This window comes from Actinomadura formosensis NBRC 14204, from assembly GCF_001552155.1.
In the GTDB taxonomy this organism is placed as follows: Bacteria; Actinomycetota; Actinomycetes; order Streptosporangiales; family Streptosporangiaceae; genus Spirillospora; species Spirillospora formosensis.
On sequence record NZ_BCQQ01000118.1, the window covers coordinates 1 to 22,424 of the forward strand.

General features: G+C 71.1%; 26 protein-coding genes and 1 pseudogene. 8 read left to right on the forward strand and 19 right to left on the reverse strand.

Annotated elements, in window-relative coordinates; translation table 11 throughout:
- The 4 genes from AF1_RS25410 to AF1_RS25425 all read left to right on the forward strand — a co-directional run.
- Positions 1-977: protein phosphatase 2C domain-containing protein (locus AF1_RS25410; RefSeq protein WP_067804359.1), on the forward strand; the 977-nt coding region annotated here is incomplete at its 5' end.
- Positions 961-2,073 (forward strand): hypothetical protein, encoded by a 1,113-nt coding sequence (locus AF1_RS25415; protein ID WP_067804362.1) that lies wholly within the window; start codon positions 961-963, stop codon positions 2,071-2,073. The genes AF1_RS25410 and AF1_RS25415, both read left to right, overlap by 17 nt.
- 16 nt (positions 2,074-2,089) lie before the next feature.
- Positions 2,090-4,414: an ATP-binding cassette domain-containing protein gene (locus AF1_RS25420; RefSeq protein ID WP_067804365.1), complete on the forward strand. Its 2,325-nt coding sequence runs from the start codon at positions 2,090-2,092 to the stop codon at positions 4,412-4,414.
- Positions 4,415-4,429: 15 nt separating this feature from the next.
- Positions 4,430-4,876, forward strand: a complete 447-nt coding sequence (locus AF1_RS25425) for a hypothetical protein (RefSeq protein WP_067804368.1) — start codon at positions 4,430-4,432, stop codon at positions 4,874-4,876.
- Positions 4,877-4,973: 97 nt separating this feature from the next.
- Here AF1_RS25425 and AF1_RS34820 read toward each other — a convergent pair whose 3' ends face one another.
- The 9 genes from AF1_RS34820 to AF1_RS25465 all read right to left on the reverse strand — a co-directional run bounded on the left by AF1_RS34820 (position 4,974) and on the right by AF1_RS25465 (position 13,433).
- Positions 4,974-5,174, reverse strand: coding sequence for a hypothetical protein (locus AF1_RS34820; protein ID WP_131732667.1), 201 nt, complete (start codon positions 5,172-5,174; stop codon positions 4,974-4,976).
- A 78-nt stretch (positions 5,175-5,252) separates the two neighbouring features.
- On the reverse strand, positions 5,253-6,098 hold the full coding sequence (locus AF1_RS25430; RefSeq protein WP_084263326.1) for an acetate uptake transporter family protein: 846 nt from the start codon (positions 6,096-6,098) through the stop codon (positions 5,253-5,255).
- 173 nt (positions 6,099-6,271) lie between these two features.
- Positions 6,272-6,682: an STAS domain-containing protein gene (locus AF1_RS25435; protein ID WP_131732666.1), complete on the reverse strand. Its 411-nt coding sequence runs from the start codon at positions 6,680-6,682 to the stop codon at positions 6,272-6,274.
- Positions 6,683-6,826: 144 nt separating this feature from the next.
- Positions 6,827-8,470: an L-lactate permease gene (locus tag AF1_RS25440; protein ID WP_067804376.1), complete on the reverse strand. Its 1,644-nt coding sequence runs from the start codon at positions 8,468-8,470 to the stop codon at positions 6,827-6,829.
- 96 nt (positions 8,471-8,566) lie between these two features.
- On the reverse strand, positions 8,567-10,624 hold the full coding sequence (locus AF1_RS25445; RefSeq protein ID WP_067804379.1) for a xanthine dehydrogenase family protein molybdopterin-binding subunit: 2,058 nt from the start codon (positions 10,622-10,624) through the stop codon (positions 8,567-8,569).
- Positions 10,621-11,601, reverse strand: a complete 981-nt coding sequence (locus tag AF1_RS25450) for an FAD binding domain-containing protein (protein ID WP_067804382.1) — start codon at positions 11,599-11,601, stop codon at positions 10,621-10,623. The genes AF1_RS25445 and AF1_RS25450 overlap by 4 nt, the downstream gene beginning before the upstream one ends.
- Positions 11,598-12,128 (reverse strand): (2Fe-2S)-binding protein, encoded by a 531-nt coding sequence (locus AF1_RS25455; RefSeq protein ID WP_242608842.1) that lies wholly within the window; start codon positions 12,126-12,128, stop codon positions 11,598-11,600. Before AF1_RS25455 ends, AF1_RS25450 begins: the two co-directional genes overlap by 4 nt.
- Before the next feature lie 53 nt (positions 12,129-12,181).
- Complete coding sequence (locus AF1_RS25460; RefSeq protein WP_067804385.1) at positions 12,182-13,048, reverse strand: Cgl0159 family (beta/alpha)8-fold protein; 867 nt, start codon at positions 13,046-13,048, stop codon at positions 12,182-12,184.
- 13 nt (positions 13,049-13,061) lie between these two features.
- Entirely contained in the window at positions 13,062-13,433 is a 372-nt protein-coding gene (locus AF1_RS25465) for a phage holin family protein (RefSeq protein ID WP_067804388.1), read from the reverse strand.
- Positions 13,434-13,582: 149 nt separating this feature from the next.
- Between AF1_RS25465 and AF1_RS25470 the strand changes: the two genes are divergently transcribed.
- A complete protein-coding gene (locus AF1_RS25470) occupies positions 13,583-14,161 on the forward strand; it encodes an RNA polymerase sigma factor (RefSeq protein ID WP_067804391.1) in 579 nt (192 codons plus the stop codon).
- Positions 14,158-15,090, forward strand: coding sequence for a hypothetical protein (locus AF1_RS25475; RefSeq protein WP_067804394.1), 933 nt, complete (start codon positions 14,158-14,160; stop codon positions 15,088-15,090). The genes AF1_RS25470 and AF1_RS25475 overlap by 4 nt, the downstream gene beginning before the upstream one ends.
- Before the next feature lie 86 nt (positions 15,091-15,176).
- Here the strand turns inward: AF1_RS25475 and AF1_RS33725 are convergent.
- The 8 genes and pseudogenes from AF1_RS33725 to AF1_RS25510 form a co-directional block, all read right to left on the reverse strand.
- Positions 15,177-15,311, reverse strand: a pseudogene (locus AF1_RS33725) (DUF397 domain-containing protein); the annotation flags it as partial.
- A gap of 54 nt (positions 15,312-15,365) precedes the next feature.
- Positions 15,366-16,334 (reverse strand): methyltransferase domain-containing protein, encoded by a 969-nt coding sequence (locus tag AF1_RS25480; RefSeq protein WP_084263328.1) that lies wholly within the window; start codon positions 16,332-16,334, stop codon positions 15,366-15,368.
- The gene (locus AF1_RS35995) at positions 16,328-16,567 is read right to left on the reverse strand and encodes a hypothetical protein (protein ID WP_067804397.1); all 240 of its coding nucleotides are present in this window, start codon (positions 16,565-16,567) and stop codon (positions 16,328-16,330) included. The genes AF1_RS25480 and AF1_RS35995 overlap by 7 nt, the downstream gene beginning before the upstream one ends.
- Positions 16,564-17,421, reverse strand: coding sequence for an ATP-grasp ribosomal peptide maturase (locus tag AF1_RS25490; protein ID WP_207394061.1), 858 nt, complete (start codon positions 17,419-17,421; stop codon positions 16,564-16,566). The genes AF1_RS35995 and AF1_RS25490 overlap by 4 nt, the downstream gene beginning before the upstream one ends.
- Before the next feature lie 96 nt (positions 17,422-17,517).
- Positions 17,518-17,817, reverse strand: coding sequence for a putative ATP-grasp-modified RiPP (gene tgmA, locus AF1_RS37115; protein ID WP_067804400.1), 300 nt, complete (start codon positions 17,815-17,817; stop codon positions 17,518-17,520).
- Between the two features lie 217 nt (positions 17,818-18,034).
- Positions 18,035-18,241: a DUF397 domain-containing protein gene (locus AF1_RS25500; RefSeq protein ID WP_067804425.1), complete on the reverse strand. Its 207-nt coding sequence runs from the start codon at positions 18,239-18,241 to the stop codon at positions 18,035-18,037.
- A 173-nt stretch (positions 18,242-18,414) separates the two neighbouring features.
- Positions 18,415-18,618, reverse strand: a complete 204-nt coding sequence (locus AF1_RS25505) for a DUF397 domain-containing protein (RefSeq protein ID WP_067804404.1) — start codon at positions 18,616-18,618, stop codon at positions 18,415-18,417.
- A gap of 17 nt (positions 18,619-18,635) precedes the next feature.
- Positions 18,636-19,529: a helix-turn-helix domain-containing protein gene (locus AF1_RS25510; protein WP_242608835.1), complete on the reverse strand. Its 894-nt coding sequence runs from the start codon at positions 19,527-19,529 to the stop codon at positions 18,636-18,638.
- Between the two features lie 160 nt (positions 19,530-19,689).
- Here AF1_RS25510 and AF1_RS25515 point away from each other — a divergent pair, with 160 nt between their 5' ends.
- The gene (locus AF1_RS25515) at positions 19,690-20,442 is read left to right on the forward strand and encodes an ATP-binding protein (protein WP_131732664.1); all 753 of its coding nucleotides are present in this window, start codon (positions 19,690-19,692) and stop codon (positions 20,440-20,442) included.
- 54 nt (positions 20,443-20,496) lie between these two features.
- Here AF1_RS25515 and AF1_RS25520 read toward each other — a convergent pair whose 3' ends face one another.
- Positions 20,497-21,024 (reverse strand): NADAR family protein, encoded by a 528-nt coding sequence (locus AF1_RS25520; protein ID WP_067804410.1) that lies wholly within the window; start codon positions 21,022-21,024, stop codon positions 20,497-20,499.
- 203 nt (positions 21,025-21,227) lie between these two features.
- Between AF1_RS25520 and AF1_RS36600 the strand changes: the two genes are divergently transcribed.
- On the forward strand, positions 21,228-21,353 hold the full coding sequence (locus AF1_RS36600; protein ID WP_255218834.1) for a hypothetical protein: 126 nt from the start codon (positions 21,228-21,230) through the stop codon (positions 21,351-21,353).
- Positions 21,354-21,419: 66 nt separating this feature from the next.
- Here AF1_RS36600 and AF1_RS25525 read toward each other — a convergent pair whose 3' ends face one another.
- Positions 21,420-22,322 carry a WD40 repeat domain-containing protein gene (locus tag AF1_RS25525; protein ID WP_067804420.1) on the reverse strand — a complete coding sequence of 301 codons (903 nt, stop codon included), beginning with the start codon at positions 22,320-22,322 and terminating at the stop codon, positions 21,420-21,422.
- Positions 22,323-22,424: the final 102 nt, after the last annotated feature.

Genomic DNA, 22,424 nt, shown 5'->3' on the forward strand with positions numbered 1-22,424 from the left:
CCCCGCCGTGGCACAGGCCGCGCGCCGCCCGGCCCGTCCGGGAGATCGAGGCGGCACCGCCCGTGGACGCCCGGCCCGCGCCCCGGACGGCGCCCCGGCCGGCGGGGGCCGATCCGGATCTCGTGCGGTACACCGGGCGCAGGCCCGCGCCCGTGTCGGTGCTGCTCCCGCGGACCGTGCTCGCGGGCCGCGCCAGCGTGCAGGCGGACGGCGGTGGCGCCGGCCGGGTGACGGTCCGGGCCGCGTCCTGCCGGGGCAGCGGGCACATGCGGGAGGGCCTGCCGCGGCAGGACGCGTTCCTCGTCGGCGCCTCCGCCGACGGGCGCTGGGTCATCGCCGCGGTCGCGGACGGGGTGGGCAGCACCGCGCACGCGGAGGTCGCCGCGCAGGCCGCCGTCGCCGCCGCGGTCCGGCACACCGAGCGGGCCCTCGAACGCGGCGGGATCGGCCCGCGCGCCTGGGCGAGGATCTTCGGCCGGGTGGCGGACGAGGTCGGCGAGCGGATGCGTCCGCTGGGCGGCACGGGCGGGCCCCGGCCGCCGGGACGCACGACGCTGACGATCCTCGCCGCCCCGGCGGAGCAGCGGCCGGGCTGCACGGTGCACGTCGCCGGCGTCGGCGATTCACCGGCGCTGCGGCTGCGTCCCACCGCGGCCGAATGGTCGCTCGTGCTCGGGCCGGACAGGCCGCCCGGGAACGTCCGGGACGACGTCACGGCGGCGCTGCCGCCCGGCCTGGACGACCTGCGCACCACGACCTGCGAATGGAGGCCGGACGAAGTGCTGGTGCTCGCCACCGACGGTTTCGCCAACGCTCTCGGAAACCGCAGCGAACTGTCGATGGCACTCGCGGACGAGTGGGCACGGCCGCCCGACCTGCTCGGTTTCATCCGGGACGTCGACTTCCGCCGCGCCACGTTCACCGACGACCGCACCGTCGTGGCCCTCTGGCCGGGCACCCATGACCGCCGGCACTAGCGGCGGCGCCTGGGACGCCCTCCCGGGATTCGTGCAGGCGGACCGTCTCGTCCACGTCGGCGCGTACGCGTCGGCGGGCGGGCAGTCGACCCGGCTGACACGGTGCGTCGGCCCGGACGGCGGCGAGTACGTCTTCAAGTCCTACACGCCGGAGGTGCGCGAGTCGGTCCGGCCGGACGCCCTCGCGGCGATGACGTCCTGGCGGCTCGGGCTGAGCGCCGCGGACCGCGCGGAACTCGACCGCCGCTGCGCCTGGCCGCGGGCCGTCGTCATGGACGGCCGCGAGGTCCAGGGCGTGCTCATGCGGCCGGCGCCGGTCGCGATGTTCGAGGTCGCGAACGGCAGGACGAGAACGTGGTCGCTGCCGAGGCATCTCGACGCGCTCGCGCGGTCGGAGGGCCAGGCCCGGAAGCTGGGGTTCGACTACTACCCGGCGCCGGTGAAGCTGGCGGTCCTCGGCCGCATGCTGCGCACGATGCTGTGGCTGCACGAGCGCGGCTACGCGGTGGGGGACCTCCAGCCGCGCAACGCCCTGTTCTCGTTCGACGGCCGGGCGGCGGAGGTGCTGCTGGTCGACTGCGACGCCTGCGTCCCGCTGTCCGGGGAGCCCGCGCACGCCCCGCGCGACCCGGAGGCGTGGAAGGCGCCCGGGTCCGGGCCGTTCGGGGTGCGGACGGACATGTTCAAGTTCGCGTGGCTGGTCGTCCGGTCGCTGCAGGAGAACACGGTGAGCACCGCGCTGGACCCCGGACGGCTCAGGGCCGTCATGCAGAGCCGGACCTGCGACGTGCTCGTCGAGCTGTGCGCCGGACGTCACCCCGCGGACGCCGTGGCCCTGCTGCGCGACAAGGCGTCGGTGTGGCCGGCGCTGGTCACGCCGCACGCGCTCTATGTGCAGACCGACGACAGCATGCGGCGGCAGTGGCGGCCGGACGGGGCTCCGCCGGCCACGGCACCGCCGGCCACGGCGGCGCGGGAGGAATCCGCCGCGACGGCCGCCGCGGACGTCTCGTCCGGTACGGAGATCCCGGCCGGGTTCGTCGCCGCCGTCGTGCTCGCCGTCGTCTTCATCGCCCTCGTCCTCCTGCTCAGCTGAATCCGGAAGGCCGTTCATGCCCGAAACCCTCTATGTCGCGGTCCGCGGCTCGGTGACCCGGCTCGCGCCGTCCGGCGAGCACTCCATCGGGGACGACGCGGGCGCGGACGTGCGCGTCGACCTCGGCGGCGCCCCGGGCCCGGTCGCGTGGCTGCGCTTCCTCGGCCACTGGATCCTGCGGCCGGCCCCGCACGTCGACGAGACGCGGGTCAACGGAACACCCCGGACCGAGCAGCTCATCCACCTCAGGGACGCCGACGAGACGACGGTGACGTTACGGCTGGGTTCGGTGCGCACGGAGTTGGTGCTCGGCTTCACCGAACCGGCCCGGGTCCCCGCTCCCCCGCAGCGGGACGAGCCCGGCCACCGGCTCCACCGGCTCACCGCCGGGGAGACCGTGCTCGGCAGCGGGCCGGACGCGGACATCATCGTCCCCGACCTCGGTGTGGCGGCCCGGCACGCGACGCTCCGGCGGCGGCCGGTCACCGGGCTGGAGATCCGCGATCACGGGCGCGGCGACGCGACGTACGTGCGGGGCCGGCGGGTCATGTGGGCCCGGCTCGGCGCGGGCGAGTCGTTCACGATCGGGAACAGCGCCTTCACCCTCCTCGACGAGGAGACGCTCAGCGAGACACGCCGGGAACGGGGCGCTTCGCTGGTGGTCAGCGGGCTGTCCGCCACCTACCGGACGGGCTGGACGCCCCGGCCCGGGCCGCGTGAACCGGCGCTGCGCGACCTGTCGATCGTGCTGGGCCCCGGCGAGATCCTCGCGATCATCGGTCCGTCCGGCGCCGGGAAGTCCACGTTCTTCCGGGCGCTGCTCAACGAGATCGAGACGTCCGGGCGGCTGCTGTTCTCGGGCCTGGACCTCGCGACCGAGGGCGAGCAGATCCGGGACATGGTGGCGCTCGTCCCGCAGCAGGTCGACCTGCACGAGAGCCTCACCGTCGGCCAGGTGCTGCACCATGCCGCACGGCTGCTGCCGGGGGCCGGCACCACCGCCGCGGAGCGCCGCGCCAGGATCACCGAGATCGCCGGCCATCTCGACCTCGGCGGGCTGCTCGGCAAGCGGATCCGGGCGCTGTCGGGCGGGGAGAAGCGGCGGGTCTCGATCGGCGTGGAGATCCTCGGCGGGCCGCGGCTGCTCATGCTGGACGAGCCGACCTCGGCGCTCGACGCGGGACGGGCCCGGTCGGTGATGCGGCTGCTGCGCGACATCGCGGACGGCGGCTGCACGGTCGCCGTCATCACCCACGCGACCGACCAGCTCGACGGCGTCGACAAGGTCCTGGTGGTCGGCGCCGACGGCCGTCCGCTGTACTACGGCGAGCCGCGGGCCGTGCTCGGCGACCTGGGCGAGCGCGGATTCGCCGACCTCATGCAGACCGCCCGGCACGCCCCGGACGGCGCGGCGGCCCGTTTCCTTGCGGGCCCGGTCCCGGCGGAGGCCGCCCGGCTGGCGGCGGCCTCCGCCGGTCCGCCGCGCCCCCCGCGGGAGCCGCCGATGCGCGAAGAGCCGGGCCGGCAGCGCGCCCTCCGGCAGTTCCCCGTCCTGGTGGCGCGCGAGGTCGCGCTGCTGCGGTCGCGGGGCGCGCTCGCGCTGGCCCAGATCCCCGCGATTCCCGCGCTGGGCGGGCTGCTCGCCGCCCTCGGCGCGTCCACGGCCGGGCTGGGCGGCCCGGACCTGAGCAACGAGCACGCCGTCCAGGCCCTCACCCTGCTGATCACCGCCTGCGTCTTCGCGGGTCAGTCGATCACCTACGGGGACGTCGTCGCGCAGTTCCCGGTGCTGCGCCGCGAGCGGCGCGCGGGCGTGTCCCCCGGTGCGGTCATCGCGGCGAAGGGCACGGTGTTCGGCGTCCTGGCGGTGCTGCAGGCGCTGATCGCCGCCGGCGGGTTCCGGCTGCTGCGCCCGCCCGCCACCGAGTCCCTGCTCGTGAACCCCGACGTGGACATGGCGATCTGCCTGGCGGGCGGCGCGCTGGCCGCCATGGCGGCGGGACTGCTGATCTCGGCCGCCGCGCCCACCATCGAGCGGGCGGTCGGCTGGGCGACCGCCGCCGCGATCTGCCAGGTCGCGCTGAGCGGAAGCCTGCTGGATCTGTCCGAGCGTCCCGTCCTGGCGGCGGTCAGCAGGCTGCTCCCCTCCCGGCTGGCCACCGCGGCGCTCGCCGCGTCGTCCGGCGTCGAGCACGTCGCGATCCACCCCCCGCGGGACGACCTGTGGACGCACCGCCCCGCCGTCATGATCACCGAACTGTGTGCGCTCCTCGCCCTGACCATCATTTACGGCTGCGCGGCCTGGTGGGTGCTGCGGCACCGGCTGGCGCGGCGCTCATGACCCCCGGAGAAGACAATGCGGCAGGCGAGCAAGAAGAAGATCAAGGTCGCGGGGATGGTGTCGTTCGCGCTCTCCCTCGTCCCCATCGGCGGCTGGCTGCTGCCCAACCCGTTCGGATTCCACGGCGAGGACGAGCGCGGGGAGTTCGACGGCCGGTGGCGGGGCACGATCGTCCATTCGTCCGGCGAGCGCTGGGACCTCGACATCACGATCGACGTCGCGCGCAAGACCGGCCACTTCTCCCTCGCGTCCACCACGATGCGGTGCGCGGGCGACCTGACGGTGCTGGCGGACTCGGCGGGGCGGCTCCGCGTCCTCGAACGGCTCACCCGCACCGACCTCGGAACGTGCACGCCGAGCGCCTACATCACGCTCTCCCCGGAGAGCGGACACGTCCATGTGACCTGGCAGGACGCGGCCGTTCCGAGCGTCACCGGCGGCGGCGACCTCACCCGCGGCTGACCGGCCGGGGGTGCGGGGCGGCGGCAGGACACCGGTCGCGCCCGTCCGGTCTCAGAAAGGCCGGTCTCAGAAAGACCGGCGTCGGGAAGTGCGGTTCTCAGCCCGCAGGGGCGCCGGGGTGTTCGGTGCGGAGGTGGTGGTAGAGCGCGGACAGCTCAAGATGGGGCTGGTGACAGCGCACGCAGGCCCAGATGCCGTCGGGGACGGTGTATCCGTGCTTGGCGGCGTCATCGCGCGCACAGAGCGTGGTGTAGGTGCGGACGAGGCGCCGCCAAGTCCCGCGAACCGCCGATGACATTCCCGCTCCCCTCCGAACCGGTCTCTACGGTCCGGCCCAGGATATGGCAACGGGAATGTCAAGGCGAAACGCCGTGGCTCACTGTCCGATCTTCACCCCCGGTTCGCCGTACTTGTACTCCAGGGGCCGCACGCCGCGGCCACCGGGGACGTTGGCGCTGACGCGGTACTTGCCGGTGGGCAGGATCGTCCGCCCGTAGGTGTTCTCGAACATCATCGAGGCGGCCGCGTACAGGGCGATCGCCGCGGACACGACCAACAGCCAGCCGCCGACGTGCAGCGACCAGGTCGCCGGAGCCCAGAATCCCGCCGAGGTGAAACCCGCGCCCACGGCGAGGACGGTCAGCAGCGCCGCCAGCACCAGGTTCTCGCCGAACGCCGCGAGTGCGCCCAGGCCGGTGATCACCGCCAGGGGGACGAACCAGAACGCGAAGCCCTCCCGGACGGTGCCGATCACCGGCGCCAGGGCCAGCGGGGCCGCACCTATGCTGATCAGCATGAACAGCAGGCCCCAGCCGAGCCAGAACGCGCCCCACATGCCGTGTATCGCGGTGGCCAGGCCGTCGCGCGCCCGGTAGGCCCACATGCCCGCCAGGAACTGCGCGAGGCCGCCGAAGGTCAGCACGAACGGCCACAGGATCAGCGGCGTGCCGGCGTTGCCGAACCACTCGGCCTGCCAGGCGCCGACCATCATGGTCGCGCCCGCGAGCCCGAACAGCCCGAGGATGGACGGGGCCGCGAGGGGCTGCAGGAAGACACGCGTCCGGTCCTCCCAGAGCGCGTGCTCTCCGCGTTCGACGGCGCCCTGGCCCGGTGCGCCCGCGGCGGCGCCCTGAGCGGGGGTGGCGGCACCCGGAGTGGGCGTCACCGCTTCGGCGCGCTCGCCGGACGTCGGCGATTGCGCGTGCTCTCTTCGCCTTGCCATGAGATCCCTCCTCTGGAATCGGAGAGCTGTAAATCCCTCCTAACCGCGCTTTGTTGGGTCAAACAGCCCCAGACAGGGATCTATCCGGAAGTATCCAGCGAAAATGCCATCATTTGCCGCGGGCGGACACGCAGATGGTGAAGCGATGACGATCCGCGAACCCGCCGCCCGGATCAGGTACGGGGACGGCAGTGGATGACCAGGCCCGGGGCGGAGTGCCAGCCGATCAGTTTGAACAGCCTGTCGATGTGGGGCGAGACCGTGTGCAGCACGAGCAGGCGGCCGTCCTCATGGAGGTCACGGGCGGCGAGGGCGAAGGCGCGAAGGGCGGCGGCGTCCATGAAGATGAGCGCGGACAGGTCCACGTGGACGTCGCCCGGCACGCGGGCCTGGGCGGCCTGGAGGGCGCGGCTGACGCCCTGGGCGTTGGACACGTCGATCTCGCCGGTCATCTGGACCCAGGGCGTGGACGATGCCGCGGCGATGCGCAAAAGCCTGGAGTCATAGTCGACGATGTCGTACCGGGGGGCCGCACGCTCCCCTGCCCCGGGACCCTCACCGCCGGTAATCCGCCAGATCGTCATCCGCACCTCGCCCCTTGGACGGAACGCCGCTACCGTTCATGCCAGGCTCTCACCTGTCGGCGTCTTGTGAACCCCACAGGCCGGATTTCGTGGGGCAGAAGCCGGTTTCGGTCCGCCACAAAGCGGGCCACGGGCAGCGGGCCGTCACGGAACCATCCAGCCGAGGACGCCGGTCGACTGGAGACCGGACAGCAGGCACATTCCGGCCAGGAACAGCAGGCTCCAGAGGATGACTCGGCGGAAGATGTCGCCCTCGCGTCCGTCCAGGCCCACGGCGGCGGCCGCGATGGCGAGGTTCTGCGGGGACACCATCTTGCCGAGGACGCCGCCTGAGCTGTTCGTCGCGGCCATCAGCACCGGCGACAGGTCCGCCTTGTTCGCCGCGGTGATCTGCAGGGCGCCGAACAGCGAGTTGGACGAGGTGTCCGACCCGGTGACGGCGGTGCCGAGCCAGCCGAGGACCGGCGAGATCAGCGCGAACGCGCCGCCCGCCCCGGCCATCCAGGTGCCGAGCGTGACCGTCTGCCCGGACGCGTTCATCACGAACGCCAGCGCTAGGACGGCCATGACCGTGACGATGGCCCACCTGAGCTGGACGAGGGTCGCCCAGTAGGCGCGGAGGGCCTTGCGGAGGCCGACGCCCAGCGCGGCCATGGTGATCAGCCCGGCGACGAGCATCTGGGTGCCGGGGGTCGTGAGGTAGTTGAAGGTGAAGGTGGTCAGCGTCAGCGGCTTGCCGGTCGGGCCGGTGAGGTGGAGTCCGGGCCAGGAGAACGTCCGCGTGGCCTTGTCGAGCTGGTCCTTGACCTGGCCGATCTGGCAGATGACGAAGACCGCGATGATGATCGCGTAGGGGGCGTAGGCGCGGGCGGTCTCGGCGCGCGGGTCGCGCCCGCCGGACTCGACGCGGCCGGCGAACTCGGGGGTGGGCTCGTCGGCGGCACCGCCGGCGACCGGCGCGGGCCGGACGGCCGCCCGCCGGGGGCGCAGCCGGACGGCCAGGACGACGGCGGCGGCGGAGACCAGCGAGGCGATGACGTCGGCGAGCGGCACCGAGATGAAGTTCGCGGTGCCGTACTGGGCGGCGCCGAAGGCGGCACCGCAGAGCAGCGCGACGGGCCAGGTCTCGCGCAGGCCGCGCCGCCCGTCCACGATCGCGACCAGGACGAGCGGGACGAACACCGCGAGGATCGGGGTCTGCCGCCCGACCATGGCGCCCAGCGTGTCGCCGGACTCGCCGGCGACCTTGCCGAGGGTGACGATCGGCGTCGCCATCGCGCCGAACGCGACCGGCGCGGTGTTGGCGGTGAGCGCGAGGACGGCGGCCTTGATCGGCCGGAAGCCGAGCGCGATGAGCATGACGGAGGTGACCGCGACGGGCGTGCCGAAGCCCGCGAGCGCCTCCAGCAGGGCGCCGAACGAGAACGCGATCAGCACGGCCTGGAGCCGGTGGTCGTCGCTGACCTGCGCGAACGAGCGGCGGAGCACGTCGAAGTGGCCGGTCGTGACGGTGATGTTGTAGACCCACAGCGCGTTGATGACGATCCACAGGATCGGGTAGAAGCCGAACGCGGCGCCTTCACTGCCGGCGAGGAACGCCTGGCCGGCGGGCATGCCGTACGTCCAGATCGCGACGGCCAGGGAGACGGCCAGCGCGATCAGGGAGGCCGTCCACGCGCGCATGCGGACGCCGCCGAGCAGGACGAACAGCACGGCGAGCGGCAGCGCGGCGACCAGTGAACTCCAGCCGAGCGAATCGGCGACGGGATCGAGGACCTGCTGGTACACGGGCGATCACCTCGCGGGTTGGGAGCGCCCCCCGAGCACGTGATCGATACCCGGTAAAGTGACGTGAGTCACCTTGATAGTGAGCTTTTCACAGGGTCAAAAGTCATCGAGGAGTCTGGCCGGGGTGATGGGCAGGTCGCGGACGCGGACGCCGGTCGCGTGGTGGACGGCGTTGCCGACGGCCGCGGCGGCGCCCACAAGGCCGATCTCGCCGATGCCCTTGGAGCCCATCGGGTTCAGGTGCGGGTCGGACTCCTCCACCCACGTCGCGTCGATGTCGCGGACGTCGGCGCAGGCGGGGACGTGGTACTGGGCGAGGTCGCGGTTGAGGTAGCCGCCGAACTCGGCGTCCATGACGCTCTCCTCCATCAGCGCCATGCCGATGCCCATCGTCATGCCGCCGATGAACTGGGAGCGTGCCGTCTTGGGGTTGATGATGCGCCCGGCGGCGAACACGCCGAGCATGCGGCGGACACGGACCTCGCCGGTGTCGGCGTCCACCTCCACCTCGGCGAACTGGGCGCCGAACGCGTGCCGGGCGTACTTCTCGCGTGCCCTGATCTCCTCGGCGGTGTCGGCGGACGCCTCCAGCCCCTCGGGCGGGACCGACCCGTTCAGCATGCCGCGCAGGGCCTCGCAGGCGCGGACGACGGCCGTCCCCCAGCCGGCCGTCCCACCTGAGCCGCCCGCGACGGACGCCTTCGGGAACGAACTGTCGCCTATCTCGACCCTGACCTGGTCGAGGTCGGCCTTGAGCGCCTCGGCGGCGATCAGGGTGAGGGCGGTGCGGGCGCCGGTGCCGATGTCGGCGGCGGCGATCCGGACGGTGAACGTCCCGTCGGGCTCGGCGCGGGCCGTCGCCTTGTTGGGAGGCATGTACGCGGGATAGGTGGACGCGGCGACGCCCGTACCGATGAGCTTGCGTCCCTCCCGGCGGACGCCTGGGGCGGGGTCACGTCCGGCCCAGCCGAACCGGTCGGCGCCTTCCCGCAGGCACGCGACGAGGTTGCGGGAGCTGAACGGCAGGCCGCTCTCCGGTTCACGGTCGGTGTCGTTGCGGACGCGCAGCTCGATGGGGTCGATACCAGCGGCGATGGCCAGCTCGTCCATGGCCGATTCGAGCGCGTACATGCCGGGCGTCTCGCCTGGGGCACGCATCCAGGACGGTGAAGGGACGTCCAAGCGGACCAGACGGTGGGACGTGCGGCGATGCGGGGCCTGGTACATGACGCGGGTGGGCGTCGCGGTCTGCTCGGCGAACTCCCGGACGGTGGAGGTCTGCTCGAACACCTCGTGGACGATGGCGTTCAGCCGTCCGTCCTCGTCCGCGCCGAGCCTGAGCCGCTGGATCGTCGGCGTGCGGTAGCCGGTCGTGGCGAACATCTGCTGCCGGGGAACGGCGAACTTGACGGGACGTCCCACGGCGCGGGCGGCCATCGCGGCGAGGACGACGTTCGGCCTGGGCGTCCCCTTGGACCCGAACCCGCCGCCGACATGCGGGGACACGACGCGGACCTGGGCCGGGTCCAGGCCGAAGAGCTTGGCGACCGTGGCCTGGACGGTCGATGCGCCCTGGTTGGAGTCGTAGAGCGTGAGGGTGCCGTCGTCGTTCCACTGGGCGAGCGTGGTGTGCGGCTCCATCGGATTGTTGTGTTCGGCCGGGGTCGTGTAGGTGACGTCTACGCGGACGGCCGAGTCCCTGAACGCATCCTCCGGTTCGCCTTGCTCGGTGTCGGCGGGGAAGACGGGATTCACCTTGGCGGGCTTGTAAAGGCCGGGATGGTCTGCGCGGAGCCTGACATCGGGTGTCTCCTCCGTGTACTCGATGTGGAGGAGACGGGCCGCTTCCCTCGCGGTTTCGAGTGTCTCGCCCACCACGGCGGCGACGAACTGCCCCCGGTAGGAGACCTTCGGTGACTGGAAGAGGGCCAGTTCGCCGTCTGATACTTCGCCGAGCTTCGGAGCGTTCTCCCAGAACAGGACGGCGAGTACGCCGGGCAGCCTCAGCGCGGCCTCGGTGTCGACGGCCGCGACCTCGCCTTTCCCTACGCTCGCCTGGACCGCAGCGGCGTACGCGACGTCTTCGGCGGGATACTCGAACGCGTACTTCGCCTGCCCGGTGACCTTCTCGCGGCCCTCCACCCGGTCGGTCATGATGCCCCCCGTTCCGCCAGTTCCGTCAGCGTCCGGACGATCAGGTTGCGCACGAGCGGCACCTTGTAGGCGTTGTCGCGCAACGGCTCGGCGACCCCGAGCTCGACCTCGGCGGCGCGCTGGAACGACTCCCCGGTCATTTCGGCGCCGCGCAGCGCGTCCTCGGTGTGCCAGGCCCGCCACGGCTTGTGGGCCACGCCGCCCAGGGCCAGCCGGACGTCGCGTACCACGCCGTCGTCCACGTCCAGGGCCGCCGCCACGGAGACCAGCGCGAAGGCGAACGACGCGCGTTCCCGCACCTTGCGGTAGCGGGACGGCATGCCCAGCGGCGGAACCTCCACGGCGGTGATGAGGTCCCCCGGTTCGAGCGTGGTGTCGCGTTCCGGCTCGTTCTCGGGCAGCCTGTGCAGCTCGTCGATGGGGATGGTCCTCTCCCCCGCACGCCCTTGGATCCGGATGGACGCGCCCAGGGCCGCCAACGCCACCGCCATGTCCGACGGGTGCGTCGCCACGCATTCAGGAGAATGCCCCATGATCGCCAGGTTGTGATGCTCGCCTTCCCTGGCCGGGCACCCACTTCCCGGGTCCCGCTTGTTGCAGGGCTTGGAGGCGTCCTGGAAGTAGGGGCAGCGCGTGCGCTGGAGCAGGTTGCCGGCGACCGTCGCGAGGTTGCGGACCTGACCCGATGCACCCGCGAGGACGGCCTGCGCCAGCATGGGATGGCCTTCGCGCACCGTCCGGTCCGCGGCGAGCGCGCTGTTGCTCACGGCCGCACCGATGACGAGGCTTCCATCGGGGCGAAGCTCGATCTGGTCGTGCGGAAGGTGCGCGACGTCAACGAGCCTGGCCGGCTCCTCAACACCGAGACGCATCAGATCCACGAGGTTGGTTCCGCCGCCGAGGTAGACGGCCCCGTCGCTGTGCCGCTCTAGGGCGTCCTGAACGCTGGTGGCGCGCTCGTATGCGAAGGGTCTCACGTGCCCGCCGCCTCCCTGCGCTGGGCGGCCTGCCGGACGGCGGCCACGATCCCGGCGTACGCGCCGCACCGGCACAGGTTGCCGCTCATGCGCTCACGTATCTCTTCGTCGTCCAGCACGGTGTCGGCGCCGAGGTCACCGGTCACGGCACTGGGCCAGCCCTGTTCGGCTTCGTCCAGCATCCCTGTCGCGGAGCAGAGCTGTCCTGGCGTGCAGTAGCCGCACTGGAAGGCGTCGTGCTCGATGAACGCCTCTTGCAGGGGGCTCAGCCGTCCGTCCTTTGCCAGCCCCTCCACCGTGACGACCTCGGCACCGTCGTGAGCGACGGCCAGTGCCAGGCACCCGTTCGCACGGCGCCCGTCCAGCAACACCGTGCAGGCACCGCACTGGCCGTGGTCGCAGCCCTTCTTCGACCCCGTCAGCCCGAGATCCTCGCGCAGGACGTCCAGCAAGGACGCGCGGGTGTCGACGCTGAGCCGATGCCCCGTCCCGTTCACGACCAGGGTGATCTCGGCATATATGGGCATGTCCATGATCCGGCCCCTACCCCGGAATCGCCGGGCCGAGTCAGCGTCTCCGGCTAGAGGATCCCGGCGGCCGCGTCCACGGCGCCCCGGACGTCGCCGTCCGGCGGATACAGCAGCGACCGGCCCGCGACGAGACCCCGCACACCCGGCAGCCGCATCGCGCGCCGCCAGCCGTCCAGCACCGCGCCGACGTCGCCCGCGACCTCGCCGCCGAGCAGCAGCACGGGCAGCGTCGTCGCCGCCGTCACCCGCTCCATCTCCGGCACGACCGGGAGCTTCAGCCACGTGTACGCCGACGTGACGCCGAGCCCGGACGCGACCGACACCGCCCGGATCATCGCCTCCGCCGTCAGCAGGTTCCGGACGTGCCCCTCGATCCGGTGCGCGACGAACGGCTCCACCAGCGCCATCAGCCCGTGCCGGGCGAGCCCCGACACCGCGTGCGCGCACCCCTCCAGCGTGTTCGCGGTCGCCGGGTCCTCGTCGTCGATGCGCAGCAGCATCTTGCCGCCGTCCAGCCGCGCCGCCGCGATCGCGTCCGCGTCGTAGGCGGTGAACCGGTCGTCGATCTCGAAGACCGTCCCGGCGAGGCCGCCCCGGTTCATCGACCCGATCGCGAGCCGGTCGTCCAGCACGCCGAGCAGCATCAGGTCTTCGAGGACGTCCGGGGTGGCGAGGACACCGTCCACGCCGGGCCGGCCGAGCGCGACGCAGAGCCGTTCGAGCAGGTCCTCCCGGCGGGCCATCGCCACCGGGTCGCCGCCCGCCCCGAGCGCGCCCCGCGCCGGATGGTCCGCCTCGATGATCAGCACTCTGCCGGCCGCGCCGGGCGGCGTTTCCCGGCGCCGCCGTGCGTCCGCCGCCTCGGCGATCGCCCCGGGCCGCGCCGCCCGCACATCGCTCAGCTCACCGATGCGCACCCCTGATCACCGATCAGCCGGAGTCGGTCAGGATCTCCACGACCTGGCGGGCCGTCTCGGTCGGCAGCGGCGCGGGCAGTCCCTTCCACCTGCGGGACGCCGCCACCGCCGCCGCGCCCGCCCCGCCGCCGTACACGGCCGCCGCCACGAAGGACGCCAGGTCGGGCGGGAGCTTCTTCTCCAGCAGCAGCACGTTCATCCGGTACGTGGCGGCCGTCGCGAGGACCCCGAAGGCCCCGGCGACGGCGCCCAGCCGCAGCGCGGGAACGCGCTGCCGGGCCTTCTCCAGCATCTCCTGTTGCGCGGCCTCGACCACCCGCCGGGCGAGCAGAAGATTCTGCTCCAGCGGCTCGTCGACCTCCGCCGGTTCGCGCGACTCGGTCATGACCTCGCTTTACCCCGAACCGGACAAAAGAACCCGGAGAACGATCCGTCACCGTGAGCGCCGGGACGAAATGCTGGGCGAGGTGCGGACATGTGGCCGGTGTCAGATCAATCGCCGCGCCCCCATGGCGTGCGACGAGAGGAGAGGGCTTGCCGTCCCTTTCAGACGACCCCCGTCCGCCGGGTGACCGGCGCCGCCGTTTCGAGGAGGTCTACGCGGCCAACCGCGCCCGGATACTCGGGTACGCGCTGCGCCGGACCAGCGACCCGCAGGACGCCGCCGACGTCCTCGCCGAGACGTTCCTGACGGCCTGGCGGCGGCTCGACGACATCCCGCCGGGCGCGCAGGCGCGGCTGTGGCTGTACGGGGTGGCCCGCCGGGTGCTGGCCAACCACCACCGCGGCGAACGCCGCCGGTCCGCGCTGGCCGCCGACCTCGGCTCCCGGCTCCGCGACGTCCCGGCCGCCCACGACATGGCCGGGGGCGACCTCGCGGGCGTCGCCGCCGCGTTCCGGGGCCTCCCGGAGGGCGACCGCGAACTGCTGTCCCTCGTCGGCTGGGAGGGCCTGGACCACGGCGAGATCGCCACCGTCCTCGGCTGCTCCCGCAACGCGGTGCGGATCCGCCTGCACCGCGCCCGCCGCCGGTTCGCCCGCGCGCTGGAACGCGCGGACGTCCCCGCCCCGTCCCGCACCGCCACGCCGATCCCCCACGGAGAGCACGCATGAACCGTGACATCGACACGCTGATCGCCGGGCTCGCCCCGGTCACCGACGTCCGGGCCGGGGAACTCCTGCCGGACGAGGCCGCCGCCGCCCTGGCCGACCGCATCACCGCCACCACCGCCACCGCCCCGGCTCCCGCCCCGCGGCACAGGCGGCGCCTGCTCATGGGCATCGGCCTTCCCCTGGCCACCGCGGGCCTGGCCGGCGCCGCCGTGGCGGTGACCGCGCTCGCGCGGGACGACGGGAGGACGCCGAACCCCGTCCAGACCAGGCCGAACCCCCACGTCGCGCTCGCCGCGGCGCTGAGCTTCACACCCAAGGGCGACTACATCGACGTGCGGGTCCGCGACCCCCTGGCCGACCCGGAGCGATACCGCGCCGAGTTCGCCGCCCACGGCCTCAAGGTCAACCTGTCGCTGGTGCCCGCCTCACCGTCCATCGTCGGCACGGTGGTGGCGACCAGCACGAGCGAGGGCACGACGGACGACGACATCACGACCATCACCGCCAAGGGCGAGTGCGAGACCGGCGGCGGCGGCGCCCTCTGCCCGGTCGGCGTCCGGATCCGGACCGGCTACAAGGGCACCGCCGACATCACCTTCGGGCGCGCGGCCCGTCCGGGCGAGCAGTACTCCAGCACCGCGTCGGCGACCGCGCCGGGCGAGGTCATGCACGGCATGACGTTCCGCAAGCACCGCGTCGGCGAGGTGCTCGCCGCACTGAAGCAGCGCAACGTGACAGTGCCGGAGTACCGCTTCGAGGACGGGAACCAGAGCAAGATCCGGCGCCCCGACCAGATCCCGGACACGTGGTACGTCCACGACGCGGTGCCGTGGGCCAAGAACCAGGTCCTCCTGTTCGTAGGCCCCACCCCCACCTCCCCCGAATCCGGCACCTCCGCACCGCCCGTCCTGCCCAGCCCAACGCCCTAGCCCTACTCCCCAGGCCCGCATAAACACCGCACGCCGCACCTCGCTCCAAGGTGCGGCGTGCTGCGGCCCGGCGGCACCGGTCTGGGTCAGAGGTCGAACACACCCCGCTTGATCTGCGCAACCAAGGCGGACCACACGTCCAGCTCCAGGGTCAGGACGTCGCCCTCCGGGTTCTTGGAGTCCCGCACCGCCTTCACCGACCCAACTCGCGCAATTTCGACGCAATCCGACCGCGTGGGCCAACTAGTCTCGGTCGGCCTGAGCGATACGCGCGCCTACTCGTCCTGAGCGCCGAGTGTCCAGGACACCGGGCCGTCGTCGGTGTCGAACCATACGGTCTGCTCGTGTCCATCCGTGCGGACGCGGAACTCGTCCTGAGCGGGGGCGCCGGCATCGCGCCAGCGGCCGATGGCTTTCTCCGCCTCATCCCACAGCCGGACCGGTCCGGCCTGCCGGACGGTCCAGCCGCCGCCGGGCTCGGGCGTGAGCGAAGCGCTCGACCCGGTCGTCACATCGATGAGGTATTCCGTCCATGGACCCCCGTCAACGCTGATGGCCCGTTGCAGGACGCACGGCAGGGCGAGCTGCATGACGAACCTGCCGGTCCAGTCCTGCTGGATGTCCATGTCCACGACGGCCGGTCTCGGCTCGGCTCGGGTGAGAAGCTCGGAGACCTCATTCCACCGCGCGTCGTCGATCATCGGTGGGGCCTGCGGGCGAGCCATCATGAATGAGATCGTCCCGGGCAGGTACCTTCCCTCGGCGGCACCGTCATCACTCACGTCGAGCAGGGCGAGTCCATAGCCGTGAAGCCAACCGCCCAGCGTGGTCAGGATGCGCCCGCCGGGCCTGGTCTGTCTGAGCCACGCGCTCGGTATTCTCCGCACTGAGCAAGTCGCGATGACACGGTCGAACGGCGCTCGATTATCGTCGCCTTCCAGGCCGTCGCCGACCACCAGGTGCGGGGCGTGGCCGAGGCGGCGCAGCGCGGCGGCGGCCTTGGCCGCAACATCGGGGTCGAGTTCGACCGAGGTGACGTTGTCATAGCCGAGCCGATCACACATCAGCGCCGTTGAGTACCCGGTGCCGGTACCTATTTCCAGCACGTTCATGCCTTCGGTGACGTCGAGGCGCTCCAGCATCAGCACGACCAGACCCGGCAGGGTGGACGATGAGGTCGGTTCACCGGGAACCGGCTCGGACACATCGCTCGGTGCGGTCCCCCCGTCGAGCTGTGTCACCATGTCGTGTTCTCGTACGCGAGTTCCAGCCACCGGTCAGGATCGCTGGTCTCGCTCACCGGTCGCCAGTGGGTTCCCCGGTCGGTGTCGACCCACTGGAAGAACTCGGGGATGAAGATGTGCCGCGGAACTCGCTCCAGGGCACGCCGCCATTCGGACGATTGGAGGTCTCCGGTGTGTTCCAGCTCGTCAGCGAGCCGCCGCCGCAGGGCAACGGCTCGCATGTCGTCGGTCATGCGGCTCCCCGTTCGAGCAGATCGGCGAGGGCGGCGGTCATGGGCAATCCGGTGGGCTCTTCGAGCCATGCCCATTGGCCGTTGGCGTTGCACTCCAGGAACACCGCCTCGCCATCGGGCCGCAGAGCGAAGTCGAAACAGCCGAAGACCAGGCCGAACCGTTTCAGGAACGCCGTGATGAGGTCCGCGAGACCCGGTGGCGGCTCGACGGCGGTGTAGGTGAGCGCGTCGTAGTCGTATCTCCAGTCCAGCAGCTCACCGCAGTCGATCCGGGTGGAGAGCAGGCGGTCGCCGATCGCGGTGACCCGTAGAAATCCGGCGGCCGGTATGCGGGACTGGAACAGGTGCGCGGTTCCGGCGATCGACTCGTCCAACTCGGCGGGGTCCACTTCGGCGACCCAGATGGTCAGGGCCTGCCCGTCCTGCCGGTACGGGCTGAATCGCAGCGGCTTGTAGACGACCGGCCCGTGCTCGGCCGCGAACGTGCGCGCCTCCCGCACATCGTTGGTGATCAGCGTCGGGGGAACCACGAACCCGAGACCGGCCGCCACCGCGAGCTGGGCGGGCTTGAACTCGCAGTCCGCGATGGCGTGCGGGTGGTTGACATACAGGCAGTCCGGCAGGGACGCCAGGACACCGCCGAGCCCGTAGCGGGCCTGCAAAACGGCGAAATGGGCGTCTTGAGCATCGAGACCGGGAAAGGCTAACCCGCGAGGACGGCGATAGTAGAGCGACCGCACAGCGTCGAGTTTCGCACGGCGTGAAGGAGTGGCCAGGTCACCGTGCAGGCCGCCACCATCGATCCGCGCCGACAGGGTGAGCGCATCCGGGAAGTCCGCGGAATCGAACCGCATCACCCGGAACACCACGCCGATTGAGTTCGGCGACGACCACATCAGCGGTCAGGTCATCCGGCTGCGTGATGACCAACACAGGTCGTGCCCTGGCCATCAGTCCTGGTCACTGTCCTGTCCGTGATCTTCGTCGTATCCCTGGTGCTGGCCGTCCCCTTTCGCCGTCCGCGTCCTGCTCTCGGTTCCCGTGTTCGATCTCTTGTGCTTGGCTTCGACGAGTACGCCCTCGTCATCGGCGCCAAGCTGCGTAACCGGATCGATCCGGGTCGCGATGATTCCCACGTGGACGGTGTGGGCGAACGGAGCCATGCGCTGCAATCCCCAGGGACGGACGGCACGAGCAACGCCGCCGTCGGCCGGAGCCTCGAAGGGAAGGCGATCCGCTTGCTTGAACATACGCCTCGCTTTCCAAGTAAATGAGAGGAAGGCTCACTCAGAACGAGGCGATGATAGCCGCCGCGCCACCGCACACTCCGCCGACCATCGTTATGTCCCTTAATTCCCTTAACGGATATGCCCACTTGGACTTAGGGGCAAATCTCCACCGACCACAGTCACCATTGATGATCTTGACTGAGTCCTCGCGCTGTCGAAAATCGATCTTGAAGCGCGATCAACGGTCGTACGCGCCGCACCGGATGGCTGTGAGGAACCCGCGCCACTCGCCGGCCGTGAAGCCGAGGACCTCGCCGTGCGGGTTCTTCGAGTCGCGGACCGCTCTCAGGCCACCGAGCCGCGCCACCTCCACGCACTCCCCGCCTGTGCTGCCACTGTGGGAGCTCTTGCGCCACGTGACGTGAGTCGTGCTGTCCAACTTCATCCGCGACTCTGCATGTGGGCGATCGGTTCCGCGTCCGGCCTCGATCAGGGGCATGAACCTACTCCCTACCTCTTCCGCTTGCACCATCCTTCAAGCAGGGTCGCATAACGCAGCACGCCGCACCTCGATGCGAGGTGCGGCGTGCTGCGGACCCACAGTCACCGGCGCATGGGTCAAAGGTCGAACGTGCCCCGCTTTATCTGCGACACCAGGGCGACCCACACATCCCGTTCCAGGGTAAGGACGTCACCATCTGGGTTCTTAGAGTCTCGAACGAGGCGCCGCGAGCCGAAGGTGGCCGCTTCCACGCAGCCGTTGCCGCCATCGCTGTAGCTGCTCTTACGAAAGACGACCTGACCAAGATCAATCCCGGTCATTGTGCTCCTCCTTGCGGTCATCGCTCTGCCAAGCGCTCGAGCATGGCCAGCGAGTCCTCGGGACTCAGAGCCATCGCCTGCATCTGCTCGAACGCCAGGGAGTAGGTGTGCACCTCCTCGTCGTCCTCAATGTACAGAGCACTCGTCATGTTCTCGACATATACGACATCCGGAGTGAACCGGTTGGGGAAGCCCATAATTGTGAAGGTGCCGATCACACCGGGGTGCGCGCCGGCAGTGACCGGCATGACCTGGAACATCACGTTCGACAAGTCCGCCAACTCGATGATGCGGCGGTACTGGTTCTTCATGACCTCCGGGCTGCCGATGACGCGGCCGAGCGCCGCCTCGTCCAAGATCGACCACAGACGGGCCGGTTCAGCTCGTTCCAGCCATGCCCTCTGCCGCTCCATACGGGCCTCAACTCGACGGTCGATGCCGTGCGGTGAAGCAAACCGTTTCAAAGTGGACATGATTACCTGTTGCGCGTACGCCTCCGTCTGCACCAGGCCAGGGATCAAGCCGAGGGTGTAGGTGCTGAGCCACTCGGCTTCGGCCTCCAGACCGATGTAAGTGGCGTAGTCCGCAGGCAGATTCTTCGTGTACGCGTCCCACCAGCCACGTTGCCTCGCCGTCCTGGCAAAACTGACCAGCGCATCGTGGCGAGGCCCCTCCACACCGTAGAGGGCCAGGATTTCCTGCACCTCCGCAGCTGTGACACGGCGGATGGCGTTCTCGACTCGCGACAGCTTCGCCTTGTTCCAGCCGAGCTGGTCGGCGGCCTCTTCGAGCGTGAGCGATGTCGAGGTCTCTCGCAGCCTCTTCAGTTCACTGGCGAGACGGCGTTCCCGGATTGTCGGAGGTCTGGGCGACATGTAGTTGATCGTGATCGGTGCGTAGTCGCTCCGCAAGCGCTTTCGTCAAGTCACCTGTAAACGATCAAGGTTTTCTTGATGAAACAGTTGCACCAACGTTTGAGATGCCGCACCATGTGATCCCGGCCACGAAACAGACAGTGACTAGATTGTCGCTTTCCGTACCAATCGTGGCCTGAGTGAGGAGGTGGCTTCGATGGAGAGCAGGGGTGCGCGGACGCTGGTGGCCGGTGGGGTGGGGATATGGCAGTTGCCGGAGGGTGAGAGGGGGCCGGGGGCGGCGCGGCGGCTTCTCCATGAGGCCATGGCGGGGCTCGGGGTGGACCGGGACGTGATCGAGGACGGGAAGCTCGCCGTGTCGGAGACCGCGACCAACGCGCTGCGCCACGGCCGCACGCCGGACGGCCGTCCACCCGTCGCGCCGGAGCTGTGGATCTGGGCGCGCACCGTGCCGGCGCCGCAGCTCATCGTCTCGGTGTTCGACGGTGCACGAACCGATCTCCCGCACAGGTCCGGCGCGGGGCTGCTGGACGAGCACGGCAAGGGTCTCGGCCTGCTCGGCGAGTTCACCGCCGTGTGGGGCTGCGCCTTAACACGGTCCCGGGTCACGGAGACGCCGCTGCCGGGCAAGGCGGTCTGGTTCGCGCTCCCGCTCCCCGACGACTGGCCGGGCCGGACGCTCAAGGTCCACCCCGGTACGGCGGCGCAATGCCTCCTGTCCGCCGTCACGCGGCGGGGCTTCCCCGGCATGCGCACCAGCGACGAGCGCGGCATGTCGGTCGTGGTGCTGCCCGGTCTCAACGTGTGGGTGTACCCGCAGCACTTCTGCTGGCGGGAGGGGCCGGGCCGCTATCTCCGGCGCCCGCACGTCGACCTCCAGGAGACCACCGAACTCATCGTCCACCACCTGGACGCCATCCCCACCCGCCCCTGCTCCCCCACCCCCTGAGCGCTCCGTCCTCCCGGCGCATCCTGCCTCTGGCGGGCGAAGCAGAAGAGGGGGTCAGGGGGTTAGGGCGGTGCGGGTGGTCATTAGGGCGAAGCCCAGGAGGTTCTGGCCCTGCCAGGCGGTGACGTCTTCGGCTCGGGGGTCGTCGGCGGCCAGACCCATGCCCCAGACGCGGTCCACGGGGCTTGCCTCCACCAGGACCCGGCCGCGGGTGCCGAGGAGGTAGTCGCGGAGGTCTTTGTTTTGGCCGAACTTCGCCTCATTGCCTCTTGTGACTATCGCCACACGATTGGCCCGCCATGTTCGCTCGTCGAAGTTCCGGACTCGGCGGCCCAGGTCTTTCGCGCGGTTGGGATGGGACGCGGCGATGATGGCGGCGGCCGTTTCCTCGTCGCCGAAGAGGCGGGCTTTCTCGGCCATCATGTAGTGCTCGGCGGTCGCGTAGGCGGTGCCGTCGAGGGTGAAGGGAGACGGCCACCACTGGCTGAGGTAGCCGGGACCTGGGGTCCGGTGGCCCCAGAAGAACAGGAACTTCAGGCGGGTGCCCCCGTTCTGGAGGCGGGTCAGCTCGGCTACGTCCATGGGGAAGAAGGGTGCCAGGCGGGCGGGTTCGGGGGCCAGTGGGTTTCCCGGGCGGGAATGGTTGATCGATTGGCGGTGTTAAGGGTTGTGCCGCGCGCTCTACGGGGGAGGGACGCGGTCTAGACCATTTTGCGGAAGTGGGCCCGTCGCCGAGAAAATCGCCCAACTGGGCCCCGGCTCGAACTGGGAGGACAGCAGTAACAATGAACGATGCCCTGGCGAACCCCCGTCGCACCAAGATCGTCTCCTGGCCGGAGCCGCGGCCGATGGACGCCGACTCCGAGCACCCCGCGGAGTCCGAGGCCAAGGACGATCTCGCCGTGCGCTGACCGGCCCTCCGGCCGACAGGTCGAAGCCCGTCCGGATCGATCCGGACGGGCTTTTCGCGTCCGGGCTCACAAGCGGGTCGTGTAGAGGCCGTCCTCGGTGGCCGCCAGGAGGGTGCCGTCCGAGGCCAGGGCGAGGTCGTTGACCGGGGCCGGGACCTTGACGCGGCAGTGCGGGCGGGAGGCGGCGGCGTCCCAGGCGAGGAGCACACCGGGCTCGTTCTGGAGGGCGGCGGCGACGAGGAGGCGGCCGTCCGCCGTGGCCGCCGCGACGTGGTCGCAGGGGGCCGGGGCCTCCAGGGTCGCGAGAGGGGCGCCGTCCAGGCCGCGGACGCACAGGCCGGACGGGGCCGGCTGGACGAGGACCAGGCCGTCCGGTGACGGGGCCAGCACCGCGTAGGCGGCGGGCAGGGTGGCGATCTCCTCGCCGCGCTCCACGTCCAGGATGCTGACCGCGGAGTCGCCGGGCAGGCCGATGAGGGGACCCGTGGCGGGGGTGGCGTGCAGGATCCAGCGGTCGATGGCCGAGCCGTGGCCGAGCCAGAGGGTGAACTCGGCCAGGCGGTCGCCGGTGCGGGCGTCCCACACGATCACCTCGGCGTCGTACGCGGGGCCGAAGACGGCGACGACGGCGCCGCGGCCGCGGTGGACGGCCAGGCCGAGCAGGTCGGGCCGGCCGTCCAGCGTCAACTCATCCCCGCTCCCCAGGTCGTGGACGTGGATACGGTCGCGGTGGTCCCAGACGACGGTCGGCGAACCGGCGAGGACGCCGAACGCCCACTCGGCGCGGTCGGTGGGAAAGTCGGGGATCGGCGCGCCCACCGCCGCGCGGGCCGTCAGGTCCCAGAGCCGGCCGGTGTTCTCGCCCGGGGACGCCTGGGAGGAGAACGCCAGCAGCGCTCCTTCGGCGGTGACGGCGACGCTGTCGAACGGTCCCTGCGCCAGCGGTTCCACCTGCACGCTTTCCGGCATGCGTCGGAGATTAGGCCACCCGGCTGGGATCGTTCCATGCCCTCATCGGAACTCGGCCGCCCTGTGACAATTCCCTTCTTTTTGGTGCTGTAGTGGGGACAC

Excerpts from the sequence above, each read along its gene's own strand:
- AF1_RS36600 (WP_255218834.1), top strand. The coding sequence starts at position 21,228 with ATGAACGATGCCCTGGCGAACCCCCGTCGCACCAAGATCGTCTCCTGG.
- AF1_RS25420 (WP_067804365.1), top strand. The coding sequence starts at position 2,090 with ATGCCCGAAACCCTCTATGTCGCGGTCCGCGGCTCGGTGACCCGGCTC.
- AF1_RS25465 (WP_067804388.1), bottom strand. The coding sequence starts at position 13,433 with ATGACCGAGTCGCGCGAACCGGCGGAGGTCGACGAGCCGCTGGAGCAG.
- AF1_RS25500 (WP_067804425.1), bottom strand. The coding sequence starts at position 18,241 with ATGAAGTTGGACAGCACGACTCACGTCACGTGGCGCAAGAGCTCCCAC.
- AF1_RS25490 (WP_207394061.1), bottom strand. The coding sequence starts at position 17,421 with ATGCGGTTCGATTCCGCGGACTTCCCGGATGCGCTCACCCTGTCGGCG.
- AF1_RS25435 (WP_131732666.1), bottom strand. The coding sequence starts at position 6,682 with ATGACGATCTGGCGGATTACCGGCGGTGAGGGTCCCGGGGCAGGGGAG.
- AF1_RS25525 (WP_067804420.1), bottom strand. The coding sequence starts at position 22,322 with ATGCCGGAAAGCGTGCAGGTGGAACCGCTGGCGCAGGGACCGTTCGAC.
- AF1_RS35995 (WP_067804397.1), bottom strand. The coding sequence starts at position 16,567 with ATGACCGACGACATGCGAGCCGTTGCCCTGCGGCGGCGGCTCGCTGAC.
- AF1_RS25425 (WP_067804368.1), top strand. The coding sequence starts at position 4,430 with ATGCGGCAGGCGAGCAAGAAGAAGATCAAGGTCGCGGGGATGGTGTCG.
- AF1_RS25430 (WP_084263326.1), bottom strand. The coding sequence starts at position 6,098 with ATGGCAAGGCGAAGAGAGCACGCGCAATCGCCGACGTCCGGCGAGCGC.
- AF1_RS25480 (WP_084263328.1), bottom strand. The coding sequence starts at position 16,334 with ATGGTGACACAGCTCGACGGGGGGACCGCACCGAGCGATGTGTCCGAG.
- AF1_RS25445 (WP_067804379.1), bottom strand. The coding sequence starts at position 10,624 with ATGACCGACCGGGTGGAGGGCCGCGAGAAGGTCACCGGGCAGGCGAAG.
- tgmA (WP_067804400.1), bottom strand. The coding sequence starts at position 17,817 with ATGTTCAAGCAAGCGGATCGCCTTCCCTTCGAGGCTCCGGCCGACGGC.
- AF1_RS25520 (WP_067804410.1), bottom strand. The coding sequence starts at position 21,024 with ATGGACGTAGCCGAGCTGACCCGCCTCCAGAACGGGGGCACCCGCCTG.
- AF1_RS25515 (WP_131732664.1), top strand. The coding sequence starts at position 19,690 with ATGGAGAGCAGGGGTGCGCGGACGCTGGTGGCCGGTGGGGTGGGGATA.
- AF1_RS25505 (WP_067804404.1), bottom strand. The coding sequence starts at position 18,618 with ATGACCGGGATTGATCTTGGTCAGGTCGTCTTTCGTAAGAGCAGCTAC.
- AF1_RS25475 (WP_067804394.1), top strand. The coding sequence starts at position 14,158 with ATGAACCGTGACATCGACACGCTGATCGCCGGGCTCGCCCCGGTCACC.
- AF1_RS34820 (WP_131732667.1), bottom strand. The coding sequence starts at position 5,174 with ATGTCATCGGCGGTTCGCGGGACTTGGCGGCGCCTCGTCCGCACCTAC.
- AF1_RS25415 (WP_067804362.1), top strand. The coding sequence starts at position 961 with ATGACCGCCGGCACTAGCGGCGGCGCCTGGGACGCCCTCCCGGGATTC.
- AF1_RS25455 (WP_242608842.1), bottom strand. The coding sequence starts at position 12,128 with ATGCCCATATATGCCGAGATCACCCTGGTCGTGAACGGGACGGGGCAT.